Origin of the sequence: Streptomyces sp. CB02009, assembly GCF_001905825.1 — a bacterium.
Classification (GTDB): domain Bacteria; phylum Actinomycetota; class Actinomycetes; order Streptomycetales; family Streptomycetaceae; genus Streptomyces.
Genome location: NZ_LIVV01000002.1, coordinates 1,101,723 through 1,116,908, shown reverse-complemented (window position 1 = coordinate 1,116,908; position 15,186 = coordinate 1,101,723). Strand labels below are relative to the sequence as shown.

Below are 15,186 nucleotides of genomic sequence, written 5' to 3'. Positions count from 1 at the left end.
GGACCGGACGGTCCACGCGGTCGCCGCCGACAGCCGGGCCGTCACGAGGGCGGCGGGGCCCGGGTGGCGGTGGACGCGCCGCGGCACATGCTCGCCCTCGTCGTCCCGCGGCGGCAACAACCCTTTGTCCAGTTCGTCGTGGAAGGCATGGACATGGTGTCGATCGTCTCCTCACCGGCCGGAACCTACTGTGTCGCCGCGGCCTCGTCACCGGCGCGCGCACGGCGCCCGCCCTTCCGGTCGCCGTCGTCCTCGGACCGCTGCGCGGCCCGTCGTACCGGGGATGGCTCGGAGCTGCTGGTCGGGAACTCCGGCCGTTAGCATGTGGGCCCCGCCCCGGCACCGGCATCGGACCGGGTCGCACCGGAGCTACGAGAGAGCGGCAGGAAGACCGTGACTGGCGAGAACCGTGGGCGAAGCGACGACCCGACCGTGCCGCGGGCGGTTCTCCACCGCTGGTCGGAAGCCCGTGACTTCGACGATGTCGTCCTCAGAGGTACGGCGTGGTCGGACGGCGCCCTGCGTCTGGAGTCCGTCGAGGGCGACGAGACCTTCGTGGACCAGCACGGCCACGCCGCCCTCGCGTGGCAGTACGCGACCTGCTCGACCGGCTGGCGCGAGCTGCCGTTTCCGGCCGAGGAGCTGATCCCCTCGTGGACGGCGCTCGCACCCGCCGGGACCCGCCTGATGGTCAGGCTGCGCGTACGCGACGAGGAGGGGGAGGTCTCTCCCTGGTACGTCATGGCGCACTGGGCCTCGGGCGACGAGGTGGTGCACCGCACCACCGTGCCCGGCCAGGCGGGCCCCTTCGGAGCGGTGGACGTCGACGTGTTCGTGGCGGCCTCCGGCCGACCCGTCCGGGCCTATGAGCTGGACGTCCGACTCGCGCGGACCCGCGACGTATCGGAGGGGCCCGTCGTGCGGGCCTTCCAACTCGCCGCCTCGTCGACACCTCCCGAACACCGACAGCCGGTGAGCGGCCCCGCCGGCGCCTGGGGTACGGTCCTCGACGTCCCGCGGCGCTCCCAGGAACTGCACACCGGCCACAGTCCGCAGTGGGACGGGGGCGGGGAGGCCTGGTCGGCCCCGGCGTGCACCTCGATGCTCGTCGAGTACTTCGGGCGCGGCCCGGCCGACGGGGAGATGACGTGGATCGACCCGGCGGACACGGCGCCGCAGGTCGACTTCACCGCGCGGGCCGTCTACGACTACGCCTACAAGGGGTGCGGCAACTGGGCCTTCAACGCCGCCCATCCGGCTCGCTACGGGCTCGACGGGATGGTCACGCGGCTGCGTTCGCTGAACGAGCTCGAACGCTTCATCAGCGCGGGCATCCCGATCGCCACGGCGCAGAGCTTCCGCATCGGCGAGCTCGCGGGCGCGGGCTTCTCGCCGGCCGGCAGCATCAAGATCGTGTGCGGATTCACGGCCGAGGGGGACGTGGTGGTCAACGACCCGCTGTCGGCCACCGACGAAGAGGTGCGCCGGATCTACCCGCGCGGGGAGTTCGAACGCGTCTGGCTGTCGGCGTCCGGCGGTGGCGGCGTGGTCTACCTGATTCACCCGCGCGAGCTTCCGCTGCCGGCCAACGTGCCGGGCCTCGAACCCAACTGGTAGTCCCTGGGGTGGGCCGCGGTCGATGGCCGGTGCTGCGGGCGGCCAACGTGGCCGTGTCCCTGACCTCGGGTCGAGCCGGACCGCGGACCGGGTCGGTCCACGGCGTCACGGTGGGTCGTCTGTCGGGGTGCACGCACCAAGCGGAGCAGGGGCGCCCCGCCGACCAGGGCGAGAACGGCCGCGGCACGCAGCACCGTCTCGATGGCCGAACCGTCCGAGGCCGCTCCCGAGGCCGAACCGCTGAGGGCTTCCAGCACCGTACCGGCGACCGCGACGGCGAGCGCGCCCAGGAGGACAAGGGACGTCAGGACGAAGCCGGACGCGGCGGCGAGATCGCCCCCGTCCGCTGCGGTACCCGCCACGGGTTGGTGGTCCGCAGAGGGTGCGGCAACAAGGCCTCAGGCATGTTCTGGTAGGCGACCGGACGCAGCCACCGGGCGACGGCGGTGCCGCCCACGCTGGTGTGCAGCGGGTTGGTCGTGGCCGGCCAGGGGCCGCCGTGGTGCATGGCGCGGGTGACCGCCACTCCCGTCGGCCAGTCGTTCCAGATCAGGCGGCCGGCCCGCAGGGCGGACCAGATCTCGCGGGACAGTTCCTCGTCCGCTTGCTCCTGGCCGTGCACCGTGGCCGTAAGGCTGCCAGGGAGCTTGCGGAGGCTGGAGAGCAGGTCCTCGGTGGAAGCGTAGGTGACAACGGTGGATGCCGGGCCGAAGCATTCTCGGAGGAGTTCGGGGTGGGCGCGTAGGTCATGGGCCGTGACGGTGAGGAGCGTCGCCGAGGGTCCTTCGGTGGATCGCCCGACGCGGTGGGCGTCGGTCGGTGCGGCCGCGATCCGTCGGACTGCGGGGTGGGCGGCCAGCTCGTCGAGGGTTGTGCGGTACGCCTCGGCGATCCAGGATCCCAGCATCGGTGCGGGAGGGGTCTGGGTGACGGCCAGGCGGAGAAGTTCGTCCAGGTCGTGCCGATCGGGCAGGAAGAGGAGGCCCGGCTTGGTGCACAGCTGACCCTGGCTGCGGGTGACGGACGCGATGTACTCGCTCACGAGGTCCGGCCCACGTGCTGCGAGGGCCTGGGGAGTGACCACCACGGGGTTGAGGGAGCCCAGTTCCCCGTAGAACGGGATCGGGTCGGGGCGGCGGGCGGCGAGGTCGAACAGCGCCCGGCCGCCGGGGGTGGAGCCCGTGAAGCCGACGGCCTGGACAACGGGGTCGGTGACCAGGGTGCGGCCCGCCTCGCGGCCGTGGACGACGGAGAGCGCCCCCGGTGGCAGGACTTCGGCCGCGAGGGCGGCGGTCCGGTCGGTGAGACGGGGGTGCCCCTCGTGGGCTTTGACCACGACAGGGCAGCCGGCGGCGAGCGCACTGGCCGTGTCTCCGCCGAGCACGGAGAAGGCGAAGGGGAAGTTGGAAGCGGTGAAGACGGCGACCGGGCCGAGCGGGACGAGCATGCGCCGTACGTCTGGGCGCGGGGCGGGGACGACCGTGTCGTCCGCCCGGTCGATCATGACATCGAGGTGGGCGCCCTCTTCGGCGATCTCAGCGAACATCTCCAGTTGTGCGCGCGTACGCAGTACTTCGCTCCGCAGTCTGACGTCGCCGAGTCGGGTCTCCTCCTCTGCGACGGCCACCAGTTCGTCGGTGTGCTCACGGAGGACGACGGCGAGGTCACGGAGGAGTGTGGCGACCTCGGCCGGGGCGAGGGCGGCAAGGGCGGGAGCGGCGGCGCGGGCGGCTTCGGTGGCCAGGGGGTCGAGCGAGGCGCGGGAGGGCATGTCTTCTCTCAGTGGTGTGGGAAGGAGCGTGCTGAAGTCGGTTTCCCGGGCGGGGCGTCGGGCGTCCTCAGGTGCTCGGGCATCCGTTCTCTTCTGCCATGAGCAGGAGTTCGGCGAGGTGCACGGCCTTGGCTTGCGAGCGTCTGCGGTGCAGGCCGGTGCGGAGCTGGCGCAGACAGCCCGGATTGACCGCGGCGACGAAGTCGACTCCGGCGGCCTCGATCTCGTCGATCTTGGCGGTGAGGATGCGTCGCGATGCACGGGGTCGCAGCAGGGAGTAGGTCCCGGCGGCACCGCAGCAGGTGCCGGCCGAGGGGAGTTCTACGTAGTCGGCGATTCCGGCGAGCAGATCACGCGGGGCCGTCCAGACTCCGAGGCCGTTGCGCAGGTGGCAGGAGTCCTGGAGGGCGACACGCGCTCGACGGCCGTCGACCCGGAGTTCACCGGGGGGCCGGAACGAGGAGTCGGCGGCAAGGTGGTCGGAGAGTTCGCGGACGCGGGCCCTGCCGAGAACCGAGGCGAGGTGGGCGGCGCAGCCGCCGGAGGTGGTGACGATGGTGCCGGGAAGGTCCTGGCCCATCCGGTGCGCGAGGCGCTCGCCGGTGGCGGTGTCGCCGTTGTGGGCGTGCAGCGCGCCGCAGCAGCCCTGGGAAGCGGGAACGGTCAGTCCGGGGACGAGAGCGAGAGCGGCGCGGCCGACGCGAGGGAAGAGGACGCGCTCGAAACACCCGAGCATGAGCGAGGCCCCGCCGGACGCGACGGCCGAGGTCTCGGCGACGTGCGTGCGCGGGGTCCCTCGCAGCCGTCCCAGCAGGCGGAAGATGCCCCGGCGGCCGGCGACCAGCATGAGGGCACGGGCGAGAACGGGCATCCGGTGCCCGCGCCACTGGTGGTCGCGCCACTGTTCCAGCAGCTGCCCGTACTCGACGCCGGCCGGGCAGACCGGTTCGCAGGCTCGGCAGCCCAGGCACTGCGAGGACTGTTCCTTCAGGGTGGGGTCGTCGGGTTCGAGATCGCCGGTCTGCAGGGCGCGCATGAGGTTGATGCGGCCTCTGGGAGAGGAGGCCTCGTCACCGGTCTCGGCGTAGGTGGGGCAGGCGGGGAGACAGAAGCCGCAGGAGATGCAGCGGGAGAGGAGGTCCGGGTCGAGGACGGGCTTCGGGAGTGGGCGGTCCGTGCGGTCGGTCATGAGCCCAGCTTTCCGGGGTTGAGGATGCCGGCCGGGTCGAAGGCCGTCTTCAGTCGGCGCAGGAGGCTGATCTGGTCGGCGCCCAGCTGCGTGGTCAGGTAGGGGAGTTTGGCCGCGCCGACGCCGTGTTCGCCGGTGATGGTGCCGCCCAGGTCGATCGCGGCGGCGAAGATGTCGGCGAAGGCGCTCTCCGCGAGGGCGATGCCGTCCGTGTCGTCCTGGGACTTCACCACGCAGGTGGGGTGGAGGTTGCCGTCGCCGGCGTGGCCGAAGGTGGCGATCGTGACGCCGTGTCGGGCTCCGATGGCGTCGATGCGGTCGACCATCTCCGCGATGCGGGGCCGGGGCACGGTGGCGTCCTCCAGGATGGTCAGCTCACCCAGCCGGGAGAGGGCGGGAAGCGCGCATCGCCGGGCGGCGAGCAGAGCCTCGGCCTGCGCCACTTCGGCTGCGGTCGTGACGTCGAGAGCCTGGTGGGCCGTGCAGACGTCACTCATGCGCTCCAGGGCGCGGGCGACCGTGTCGCTTTCACCGTCGTCGCCGAAGAGAAGCAGTGCGCCCGCGTCGGTGCGCAGCCCGAGACGGGCGAAGTCCTCCACTGCCTGGATGCAGGACCGGTCGAGGAATTCGAGGGTGGCGGGGAGGATCCCGGCGGCGATGATCGCGGTGACGGCCCGGCCCGCGGCTGCCAGGTCGGGGAAGTAGGCGACTCCGGTACCGGCCGTCGCAGGGGCGGGCCGCAGGGCGAGGGTGGCTTCGGTGATGACGGCGAGGGTGCCTTCGGAGCCGGTGAGAAGCCGGGTGAGGTCGTATCCGGCGACGTCCTTGTGGAGGCGGCCTCCGGTGCGGATCACCTCTCCCGTGGGCAGGACCGCCTCCAGGCCGAGGACGTAGTCGCGGGTGACGCCGTACTTGAGGCCGCGCAGGCCTCCGGCGTTGGTGGCGATCGTGCCGCCGATGGTGGCCACCGTCCGGCTGCCGGGGTCGGGTGCCCACAAGAGGTTGTCGCGGGCGGCGGCGTCGGCCAGGGCCGCGCTGGTGACGCCGGGCTGGACCCGGGTCAGGAGTTCGGCAGGAGCGATCTCGAGGATCCGGTTCAGACGGGTCAGGACCAGGACGACGCCTCCTTGGGAGGCGACGGTGGCGGCGCACAGGTTGGAGCCGGCGCCGCGTGGGATCACGGGGACGGCGTAGCGGGTGGCGATGTCGAGGACGGCGGCGACCTCGGCGGTGTCGGCCGGGAAGACGACGGCGTCGGGCCTGGCGTGGAACAGCGGCGTCGCGTCCCGGCTGTAGGGGACGAGTTCGCCGTCCGTCTCCCGGAAGTGGGCGGGTCCGACGACCGACCGCAGGGCCGCTCGTGCGGTGGCGTGCATGGAGGTCTCCTCGGAGCCGGGGCCCCGCCCGGGGCAGGGAGCGGGGCCCGGCGGTTCTAGAGCCTGATCGCGGAGCGGTCGGCGATGAGGACGGGCGAGTCGTACACGGGCACGTTGCGGAAGGTGTGGGTGCTGCCCGACACGGTCCAGTCAGCGGCGGGGATGTCGAAGACGGCGCCGGTCCGTACGTCGACGTAGACGGGGTCGGTGAAGTCGCCGTCGGGGAGGGTCAGGCGGACCGGGGTGCGGGTGGTGCTGTCGCCGGGGGTGGCGGTGCCGTTCCAGACGCCGACGATCTGGCGCCCGGTGTCGCGCTTCGCGAAGCCCTGGACGGTCAGGGTTGTGGCGGAGTCGGTGGTGAAGGGGTAGGCCGGCAGCGCCGTCACCGTGCTGTCGATGACGGAGGCGAGGGTCTGGACTGCGTAGTAGGACGGCTTGGCGTAGCGGATCGACTTGTCGCTGTTGGTCTGGAGCAGGCCCTTGCTGTTGATCTTCGACGGGTAGTGGAGGTCGGAGATGCTGAAGGCGCTGGTGCTGATGCCCTGGCCGAGGTCGTGCGTGAGGCGGCGCAGGAACCATTTGGTCTGGCTCAGTTCGGTCCAGTCGAGGTCGCCGAGCGCGCCGAAGCTGTTGGGGGCGCTGGGGGCTCCGTTCTCGCCCTGTCTGAGTACGGCTCCGGGTGCGTACTGGTTGATCAGGGCCCGGATCTTGTCGACCTGCTGGTAGGTCCAGACGTCGTCGGGGTTGGGGTTGTAGGGGTGGTAGCTGATGCCGTCGAGTAGGTGGCTCTTGCCCTGTCCGGAGAGCCGGACGAGGAAGTCGTTGGTGTACGGGACGTCGATGCCGGCCTCGCCCGGACCGTAGATGACGGAGTCGGGTTGTTCGGCGCGGACCCGGGCTGCGGTGCGGGCGAAGAAGTCGGCGTACGTGGCTGCCGGGATGCCGGCGAGGTTGGGCTCGTTCCAGATCTCCCACTCGGCGACCCGGTTCTCGTACCGCTTGACCATGGCGGTCACCCAGGCGTCCCAGGCAGCCAGGGCCTCGGTGGACGTCGGGATCTGGCCGCCGAGGCCGGAACCTCCGCCGCCCGTGTAGATGCCGTTGCCGTAGGACAGCTGGAGCCAGGGCTTGACGCCGCGGGCCGTGGCGTCGTCGACGATCCGGTCGAGCCATGTCCAGTCGTAGACCCCCTTGGTCTTCTCGGTCTTGGCCCAGCCGCCCTGCAGGCGGACCCCGGTGGCCCCCAACCGCCCCAGGTAGGGGGCGTATGCCTGGTAGTTCGTGTAGTCGCGGTCGAGGGTCTCGGCCCCGACGAGCAGCTGGGAGGTGCCCACCTGTGCGGCCGTGCGGGGGGCGATCGTGCCGAGGTGCGGCCAAGTCGTCGGGGATGCCTCGGCGGTGGTGCGGACGTCGTCGAGGTAGGCGGTACCGGTGTCGGCTACGGACACGCCGGCCTGCAGGCTGGCCAGATCGGTGGTGGAGGTGCGAAAGCGCAGGCCGGCTGCGCGGCGTTCGCCGTCGATGTGGAGGTCGGCAGTGGCGGTGCCGGGGCGGGCGACGAGACGGATGTCGTACCAGCGGTTGGCGACGTAGGTGCCGAGGTCGATCTGGGTTGCGCCGTCGTAGGTGTAGAGGCGGCCGGCGGGGCTCATGGCCACCGTGACGCTGTGGCCACCAGAGCCATCGAGGTGTACGCCGACCGTGGCGGTGGACTGGGCGGCCCGCAGCCGGAATCCGGCGACGACGGTCGACGTCGTGGTCCCGAACGTGGCGGCGGCGGTGGTGTTGGCGGTGGTGGAGGCGTCTCGCAGGCGGAGGCTTCGGTCGACGGTGCCGGTCACGTCCTGAACGGTGACGTCACCGCTGGTCGTCCAGCCGGGAGCGGCAGAGCCGGGGGCGACGGCGTCGAAGGTGCTGGAGAGGTTCGCGGCGGCGGCCGGGCCGGCCGAGGCGACGGAGATCAGGGCGCCGACCAGAGCGCCGGAGAGGAGGAGCGGGACGTTCCTTCCCGTGCGAGAACGTACGGAGCCGGATGGGGCGGGGTTGATCATGGTTCCTGCCTTCTGCGGGGGAGGGCGGATTGATCGGTGGACGGGATTGAGCCGTGCTTCCGGAGCGCCGGTTCCGGCGCTCCGGAGACCGGGCCCCCGGCGTGGTCCGGGGGGCGCCGGGCGGACGGGTGTGTCAGTCGGTCGCCGGGAGCGCGCGGCGCGATTCGGCGTAGGCGCGGCGGGTCGCCTCGTCCGGGGGGTAGGTGCCGCGGAGGGGGGCGCCGCCTGCGACGCGTGCGGCGATGAACGCCTCCTGCAGTTCCTGTTCTCGGGCCGCCTTGGCGATGACCGGAACGAGGTGGCGGGGTACGCAGACCACACCGTCGGCGTCGCCGACCATGACGTCCCCGGGGTAGACGGCGACGCCGGCGCATCCGATGGGGACTTGCAGGTCGACCGCGTGGTGCTGGGCGAGGTTGGTCATGGCCGCCGCCCCGGTGGCGAAGACCGGCAGGGGCAGGCGGCTGATCTCCTCGATGTCGCGCAAGGTGCCGTCGGTGACCACACCGGCCGCGCCGTTGACCGCCATGCGGGTCAGCAGGATGTTGCCCGCGGCGGCGGCGCGTCCCTGACCGCGGCAGTCCACGACGAGAACCTGGCCGGGGCCGGCCTGCTCGACCGCCAGGCGCTGCGGGTGGTCGTAGTCGTCGTAGACCTCAAGGGTGTCGATGTCCTCGCGGGCCGGGATGTAACGCAGGGTGAAGGCCTCGCCGACCATGCGCCTGGCATCGGGCGTGACACAGGTCAGGCCCGCCAGGAAGGTGTTGCGCAGACCGTGCTTGAAGAGCTGGGTGGTGATGGTGGCGGTGCTTGCCTCGCCCAGGGCGGCCAGATCATCGAAGTCGAGGGGCTGCCGGGGGGTCTGGGTCATGTCGGGCTTCCTTCGGTGCGGCAGAGAACGGCTGGCGGATACGGACCGGGACGGTGGTGCGGCAGGTCAGGGGACGGGACGGTCGAGAGCGGGGTCGGTCCCCGGCGGCCTGAGCTGCGCGCTCAGTCCTCCGTCGACGTTCAGCACCTGTCCGGTGATGAAGGACGCGTCCGCCGAGGCGAGGAACGCGACGGCCCCGGCGACATCGGACCCGTCGCCGACCCGACCCAGCGGGACCGGCTGCGCGCGAGTCTGCTGCTGGGCCGGATCAAGGAGGGCGAACCGGTCGTTGATGACCGGGCCGGGGGCGACCGCGTTGACGCGTATCCCCCGAGGCGCGAGCTCCAGGGCCATCGCACGGGTCGCCGCGTCGACTGCGCCCTTGCTGGCGTCGTAGGCGACGGCGGCCCGGTGGGCACGGGTGGCCCCGACCGAGGAGATGTTCACGATGGAGGAGCCGGCGGGCATCACCCGGGCGGCTGCCACCGTGCACAGGAACACCCCGCGGGCGTTGACGGCGAAACTGCGGTCCCAGTCGGCGACGTCGATGTCGAGCAGGGGACCACGGCCCAGCATGGGGGCGGCAGCGTTGTTGACCAGTAGGTCGAGTCCGCCGAGGGCATCGACCGTACGGTGGAGGCAGGCGTCGACCTGATGCGCGTCGGATACGTCGCCGGGGCAGGCCACCGCGGACATGCCCCTGTCGCGCATGGCCGCGGCCGCGGCTTCGGTCTCGGTCGGGTCGGGGCCGTTGAGGGCCACCGCCGCGCCTTCCTGCGCGAGCCGCCATGCGATGGCGAGGCCGATGTTGCGTGCGCCGCCGGTGACCAGCGCGACCCGGCCGCTGAAGCGGCCGTCGGCACGGGCGTCGCTCGTCGGCTGCGGTGCGTCGCTCACGTGGCGGCCACCTGTCGGTCGACGACAGCGGCGGCACTGGTGGCCGCCCATGTCAGCGGTCCGGCGGAGGCGGAAACCCGCTGCGGGTCGAGCGTCATGCCGAGGCCGGGGCCGTGCGGCACGGACAACAGCCCGCCGGTGTATCGGACGGGGTCGGTGACGACGTCCCGTGTGTACAGGAGCGGTCCGACCGGGTCGCTCGGGACGGTGACGGCCGACATGGCCATCGCGACGTGCGCGGCGGCCGCCGTGCCGATGGACAGCTCCTGCGTGGTGCCGACCAGGCACGCCTTGTCGGCGGCGTCGGCTATCGCGAAGATCCGGCGGGCCGGTGTGATCCCGCCGATGGCGATGACGCTGACGTTGAACACGTCCACTGCGTCCGCTGCGACGAGGTCCAGTGCCCACCGGAAGCTGTAGACGTGCTCGCTGATCGGGACGGCGAGCCGGTCGCGGGCCTGGACCAGACCCCGGATGTCGTGGTGCGGGGCGGGCGACTCGATGAGGTCGTAGCCGACGTCGGCCACCCGCTCGGCGAAGGCGCAGGCCGCCTTGGCGTCGAGGAGGTTGGAGAAGTCCAGGGACTTGACGGTGATGCGGTCGCCGAACCGTTCGCGGGCGGTGCGCAGGAACCGCTCGTCCAGGTCGAGGCGGCGTCCGACGTACACGCGGAAGAAGGTGAAGCCCTCCGCCAGCCGGCGCTCGACCATAGTGAGGTTGCGTTCGACGTCATCCTCGTGCTGCTGGCGGAAGATCGGGTACGCGATGGGCACGGACTCGCGGACCGCGCCGCCGAGCAGGTCGCACACCCGGACCCCGAGCTGTTTCGCGGCCAGGTCCCAGAAGGCGATGTCGACTCCGCACTTGATGGCGCGGCTCTTGTCGTAGATGTATCCGGCCTGCGGGAAGTTCGCTTCCAGTCGGCGTTCCATCTCCGTGATCTGAAGGGCGTCCAGGCCGACGAGGAGTTCGTTGAGGGTGGCCTCAAGATCGGGTACGTCGAGGTGGTAGCGCGGGAGGTGCTGGAGGTCGGACATCTCACCGATGCCCGTCAGCGCGTCGTCGTCGGTGAGGAGTTCGACCAGGATGTGTCCGCAGGTGATGCTGTTGTGTCGCGGCGTGTTGACCGAGGTCAGGCGGATTCGGGTCACTTTGGCCATGTGATGCTCCGTTCCTTGTCGGTGCCGGCAGTGCTCTGCGCGTCGGCGAGCCGGGGTGCGGTGCGCCCCGGAGCCATGGAGAGCAGCTCCCGGGTGTACGGGTGGGAGGGGGTCTCGTAGATCTGGTCCGCCGGTCCTTCTTCGACGATCCGGCCCTGCCTCATGACGGCGATGCGGTGGGCGACCGACCTGACGACGGCGAGGTCGTGGGTGATGAAGAGGTAGGCCATGCCGCGTGCGGCCTGGAGGTCGGCGAGCAGGTTGAGGATCTGGGCTTGGACGGAGACGTCCAGGGCGCTGACGGCCTCGTCGCAGACGATCAGTCGCGGCTGCAGGGACAGCGCCCGGGCGATCGCGATGCGCTGGCGCTGTCCGCCGGAGAAGGCGGAGGGGAAGCGTTCCAGCGCGTACGCGTCGAGGCCGACGTCCTGGAGGAGGTGTACGAGTTCGGGTTCCGCGGTGTCCAGCCCGTGGACCCGCATCGGCTCGGCAAGGATCTCGCGGACCGTCATGCGGGGATCGAGGCTGGCGTACGGGTTCTGGAAGACGACCTGGATCTCCCGCTGGAGCCGCCGCAGCTCCGAAGCGGACGGCCGTCGGACGTCGATGCCGTCGTAGCGGACGGTCCCCCCGGAGGGAGTCTCCAGCCGCAGCAGCATCTTGGTCAGGCTGGTCTTGCCCGAGCCGGACTCCCCCACGAGAGCGAGGGTCCGTCCCGGCTCGACCTTCAGGCTCACCTGCTGGACGGCGTCGACGTGCCCGGTGATCCGGCGCAGCGCCCCGGTGCGGACCGGATAGCGCAGGTCGGTGGCATCGAACTCGACGAGCGGTGTACCGCTCTCTCGTTCGACGTCCTGGGGCGGTTCGTCGGTCGCCACGGGCAGCGGCACGGGCCGTTCGCGTGGTGCGTCGGCGAACAGGCATGCCGCGGCATGGCTTTCGCCGACGGTGAGCAGCGGGGGCACCACGCTCTTGCAGCCGTCCGTGCGGACCGGGCAGCGCGGTGCGAAGGAGCAGCCCGTAGGGCGGTCGCTGAGGCGGGGCGGCCGGCCCTCGATGGAGGCGAGGCGGGTGCGGGCAGGTGCGTCCAGGCGGGGCGTCGCTGCCAGGAGCGCCTGGGTGTAGGGCATGCGCGGATCGGCCAGGACCTGAGCGGTGGGTCCGCTCTCGACGATCCGTCCGGCGTACATGACCGCGACCCGGTCGGCCTGTTCGGCGACCACGCCGAGGTCGTGGGTGATGAGGATCAGGCCCATGCCGAGGTCGTCGCAGAGCGAGCGGAGCATGGTCATGATCTCGGACTGGACGGCGGCGTCGAGGGCGGTGGTGGGTTCGTCGGCGATGAGGAGGCGTGGGCGGGCGGCGATCGCCAGGGCGATGGCGGCGCGCTGGCGCATGCCTCCGGACAGTTCGTGGACGTACTGGGTCAGGCGCTTCTCGGGCTCGGGCATGCGGGCCTGCGTCAGCGCCTCGACCGCGCGCTTCCGTGCTTGATCGCGGCTCATGCGTTCGTGCGCGCGGACGGCGTCCATGATCTGTGTGCCGATGGTCAGCAGCGGGTTGAGGGCGGTGCCGGGGTCCTGGAAGACCATGGCGACTCGGTTGCCGCGTATCTCACGCCAGGAGCGCCGGTCCAGGCTGCGCAGGTCGGTGCCGTCCAGTCGGATCGACCCGGTGGTCTCGCACAGGGGCGGGGGCGGGTTGAGGCCGAGCAGGCTCAGGGCGGTGACGGTCTTGCCCGAACCGGATTCGCCCACGATGGCGAGGGTCTCTCCGGTGTCGAGGTGAAGGCTGACGTCGTCCACAGCGTGCACGGGCGGCTCGTCGGAGGCGCCGTGGAAGGTGACGCCGAGCCCGCTGATGTCGAGGAGGGTCATGGTGGGCCCCTCAGGCGCCGAGCCGGGCACGCTCGAGGCGCCACTGGCCGTCGACGTCGAGGCCGACGCCCTTGAGGTCGCTGCTGTGGATCAGCGGGGACTTGGCCTGGTGCAGGAAGACCCAGTAGTTGTTCGCCAGGATGCGGCGCTGCACGTCGACGTAGGCCTGCTTGCGCACGGCGCGGTCGTCCGTGCTCAGGCCCTTGTCGAGCAGGGCGTCGAGTGCGGAGTCCTTCAGGCCCGACCAGTTGCTCGGGCCGTCGCTGGCGAAGTACGGGTCGAAGGTGAGGGAGGGGTCCAGGCGGGGGATGTCGATGACGAGGATCGCCGCGTCGAAGTCCTGATTCCGCATGCGTTCCAGCTGGGTCTGGAATTCGAGGATCTCCACCTTGGGGGCGAATCCCGCCGCGGTGAGCTGGCTCTGGAGCAGTTCCGCGACGGTGGGGTCGGGGGCGCGGCGGCGGGCGACGAGGGTGATGGGTACCTTTCCGCGCAGTCCGGCCCTGTCCAGGGTGGCGCGGGCCTTCTCGGGGTCGTGCGGCAGGGGGGCGAGGGAGTCGTCGTAGAACCAGTCGTCGGAGGTGGCGAAGGAGGGGGCGATGTCGAAGTCGCCGCCGGCCGCGGCCTTGCCGACGGAGCTGCGCTCGACGGCCATCGCGAAGGCCGCGCGTACCCGCGGGTCGCGGAAGGGTCCCTTGGTGACGTTGAGCGAGGCGTAGTAGTTGCGGCGTACGCCCTCGTCCTTGATGGTGACGCGTGAGGCTTCGGCCAGCTGCTTGTACTCCTCCGGAGGCAGGGCGCGCACCAGGTGCACTCCCCCGGTGGACAGTTCGGCGCGCAGCACCTTGGCCTCGGTGACGAAGCGCAGGACCACCTCGTCGAGGTACGGAAGCGCGTCGCCTTCCCCGGTCTTGGCCCAGTACGTCTTGTTGCGCTCGGCGGTCAGCTGCACCTTGGTCCGCCACTGGCGGAACGTGAAGGGGCCGGTCCCGACCGGCCTGCGGCCGAACTCGTCTGCCCCCTTGGCGAGCGCGGTGGGCGAGGCGATCATCCCGGGCTCGTGGGCGAGCTGGGTGAGCAGCAGCGGATCGGGCGCCTTCAGGGTGACGGTGACGGTCCGCGGGCCGGTGGCCTTCACTTCGCGGACGGAGGCCAGTGCGGCCGTCTTGGTGGAGCGGGTGGTGGGATCCGAGATCCGCTTCAGGTTGAGAACGACCGCATCGGCGTCGAACGGGGTGCCGTCGTGGAACTTCACGCCCTGGCGGAGCTCGAAGGTGATCTCGGTGCCCGTGTCGGTCCATCGGGTGGCGAGGGCCGGTTCGAACGTCCCGTCGCGGCGCTGACGCAGCAGGGTGTCGAAGAACAGGTTCAGGACGTTGCGGTCGGAGGAGATGGCCGAGCTGAGCGCCGGGTCGAGGGTGACGGGCTCGTTGTCGAAACCGGCGGTGAGCGTCCCCCCGGAGGTTCCGTCGGAGGAGTCCGAGGAGCCGCATCCGGCCAGGGTGACGATGGCCGCGGTGGCTGCGGCACCGGCCAGGATGGTGCGACGTGGTATTCCGGGCGGCGTGGCGTTGGGCATGACGAAGCACTTCCTCTGTACGGGGAAACGGGGCGGAGGGCGGGGAGACAGCTCAGCGCGCGGGTGCGAGGTCCGGGCGGTGGGCGTCCAGTGCGTCGCGCAGGGCGTCGGCGAGCAGGTTGAACGCGGCGACGGTGAGGAGGATCGCGAGGCCGGGGAAGACGCTGAGGGACCAGCTCGCGCTCAGGTGGTCGGTGCCGCTGGCGACGATCGCGCCCCAGCTGGGCTGCGGAGGCTGAACGCTCAGTCCCAGGAAGCTCAGCGCGGCCTCGGCCATGATCGCGGTGGAGACCTGGAGGGCGGCGAAGACCAGCAGGGTGCCGGCGAGGTGGGGCAGCAGGTGGCGGCGCATGATCGTGGTCCGTGTGACGCCCACGATACGTGCGGCGGACACCCATTCTCGGGTGCGCAGGGAGAGCACCTCGCCCCGGACCACACGGGCGAAGCGCGGGGTGGTGACGACGGCGATCGCGATCAGGGCGTTGCGCAGCCCGGGGCCGAGGGCCGCGACCACGGTGAGGGCGAGGACGAGGAGGGGAAAGGCGAGCAGTCCGTCGGAGACGCGCATGACGAACGTGTCCACCCAGCCGCCGCGGTATCCGGCGATCAGGCCGAGGACCGTTCCGGCGATCAGGGCGGCGCCCACGGTGATGGTGGCCACCCCTACGGTGACCACGGCGCCGGCGACGATCCGGGCCAGGACGTCCCGTCCGATCTCGTCGGTGCCGAGCAGGTGCCGGGAACTGGGGCCGGCCAGGAGCTGGCCGGTGTCCGCGGCGCTGACCGCGTCAGACATGA

General features: G+C 71.5%; 11 protein-coding genes. 1 reads left to right on the top strand and 10 read right to left on the bottom strand.

All coding sequences use genetic code 11. From position 1 onward, the window contains the following. Positions 1 to 393: 393 nt before the first annotated feature. Positions 394 to 1,617, top strand: a complete 1,224-nt coding sequence (locus AMK27_RS12025) for a C39 family peptidase (protein ID WP_073905397.1) — start codon at positions 394 to 396, stop codon at positions 1,615 to 1,617. A 304-nt stretch (positions 1,618 to 1,921) separates the two neighbouring features. Here AMK27_RS12025 and AMK27_RS12015 read toward each other — a convergent pair whose 3' ends face one another. The 10 genes from AMK27_RS12015 to AMK27_RS11970 form a co-directional block, all read right to left on the bottom strand. Then, positions 1,922 to 3,388 (bottom strand): aldehyde dehydrogenase (NADP(+)), encoded by a 1,467-nt coding sequence (locus tag AMK27_RS12015; protein WP_073905391.1) that lies wholly within the window; start codon positions 3,386 to 3,388, stop codon positions 1,922 to 1,924. 67 nt (positions 3,389 to 3,455) lie between these two features. After that, positions 3,456 to 4,577, bottom strand: coding sequence for a (Fe-S)-binding protein (locus tag AMK27_RS12010; RefSeq protein WP_073905388.1), 1,122 nt, complete (start codon positions 4,575 to 4,577; stop codon positions 3,456 to 3,458). Beyond that, entirely contained in the window at positions 4,574 to 5,953 is a 1,380-nt protein-coding gene (locus tag AMK27_RS12005) for an FAD-binding oxidoreductase (RefSeq protein ID WP_073905385.1), read from the bottom strand. Before AMK27_RS12005 ends, AMK27_RS12010 begins: the two co-directional genes overlap by 4 nt. 56 nt (positions 5,954 to 6,009) lie before the next feature. Beyond that, the gene (locus tag AMK27_RS41785) at positions 6,010 to 8,004 is read right to left on the bottom strand and encodes a GH39 family glycosyl hydrolase (RefSeq protein WP_107425534.1); all 1,995 of its coding nucleotides are present in this window, start codon (positions 8,002 to 8,004) and stop codon (positions 6,010 to 6,012) included. Between the two features lie 133 nt (positions 8,005 to 8,137). Then, complete coding sequence (locus AMK27_RS11995) at positions 8,138 to 8,875, bottom strand: ribonuclease activity regulator RraA (RefSeq protein WP_073905382.1); 738 nt, start codon at positions 8,873 to 8,875, stop codon at positions 8,138 to 8,140. Positions 8,876 to 8,941: 66 nt separating this feature from the next. Further along, positions 8,942 to 9,772, bottom strand: a complete 831-nt coding sequence (locus AMK27_RS11990; protein ID WP_073905379.1) for an SDR family NAD(P)-dependent oxidoreductase — start codon at positions 9,770 to 9,772, stop codon at positions 8,942 to 8,944. Further along, positions 9,769 to 10,932 (bottom strand): mandelate racemase/muconate lactonizing enzyme family protein, encoded by a 1,164-nt coding sequence (locus AMK27_RS11985; protein ID WP_073905377.1) that lies wholly within the window; start codon positions 10,930 to 10,932, stop codon positions 9,769 to 9,771. Before AMK27_RS11985 ends, AMK27_RS11990 begins: the two co-directional genes overlap by 4 nt. Further along, positions 10,920 to 12,809, bottom strand: coding sequence for a dipeptide ABC transporter ATP-binding protein (locus AMK27_RS11980; protein WP_073905374.1), 1,890 nt, complete (start codon positions 12,807 to 12,809; stop codon positions 10,920 to 10,922). The genes AMK27_RS11985 and AMK27_RS11980 overlap by 13 nt, the downstream gene beginning before the upstream one ends. 10 nt (positions 12,810 to 12,819) lie before the next feature. Next, entirely contained in the window at positions 12,820 to 14,388 is a 1,569-nt protein-coding gene (locus AMK27_RS11975; protein WP_073905372.1) for an ABC transporter substrate-binding protein, read from the bottom strand. A 52-nt stretch (positions 14,389 to 14,440) separates the two neighbouring features. Next, positions 14,441 to 15,184 carry an ABC transporter permease gene (locus tag AMK27_RS11970; RefSeq protein ID WP_198955842.1) on the bottom strand — a complete coding sequence of 248 codons (744 nt, stop codon included), beginning with the start codon at positions 15,182 to 15,184 and terminating at the stop codon, positions 14,441 to 14,443. Positions 15,185 to 15,186: the final 2 nt, after the last annotated feature.

Bases quoted from the DNA above. Each gene is read 5' to 3' on its own strand.
- AMK27_RS12015 (WP_073905391.1), bottom strand. From the start codon at position 3,388: ATGCCCTCCCGCGCCTCGCTCGACCCCCTGGCCACCGAAGCCGCCCGC.
- AMK27_RS12010 (WP_073905388.1), bottom strand. From the start codon at position 4,577: ATGACCGACCGCACGGACCGCCCACTCCCGAAGCCCGTCCTCGACCCG.
- AMK27_RS12005 (WP_073905385.1), bottom strand. From the start codon at position 5,953: ATGCACGCCACCGCACGAGCGGCCCTGCGGTCGGTCGTCGGACCCGCC.
- AMK27_RS41785 (WP_107425534.1), bottom strand. From the start codon at position 8,004: ATGATCAACCCCGCCCCATCCGGCTCCGTACGTTCTCGCACGGGAAGG.
- AMK27_RS11995 (WP_073905382.1), bottom strand. From the start codon at position 8,875: ATGACCCAGACCCCCCGGCAGCCCCTCGACTTCGATGATCTGGCCGCC.
- AMK27_RS11985 (WP_073905377.1), bottom strand. From the start codon at position 10,932: ATGGCCAAAGTGACCCGAATCCGCCTGACCTCGGTCAACACGCCGCGA.
- AMK27_RS11980 (WP_073905374.1), bottom strand. From the start codon at position 12,809: ATGACCCTCCTCGACATCAGCGGGCTCGGCGTCACCTTCCACGGCGCC.
- AMK27_RS11975 (WP_073905372.1), bottom strand. From the start codon at position 14,388: ATGCCCAACGCCACGCCGCCCGGAATACCACGTCGCACCATCCTGGCC.
- AMK27_RS11970 (WP_198955842.1), bottom strand. From the start codon at position 15,184: ATGTCTGACGCGGTCAGCGCCGCGGACACCGGCCAGCTCCTGGCCGGC.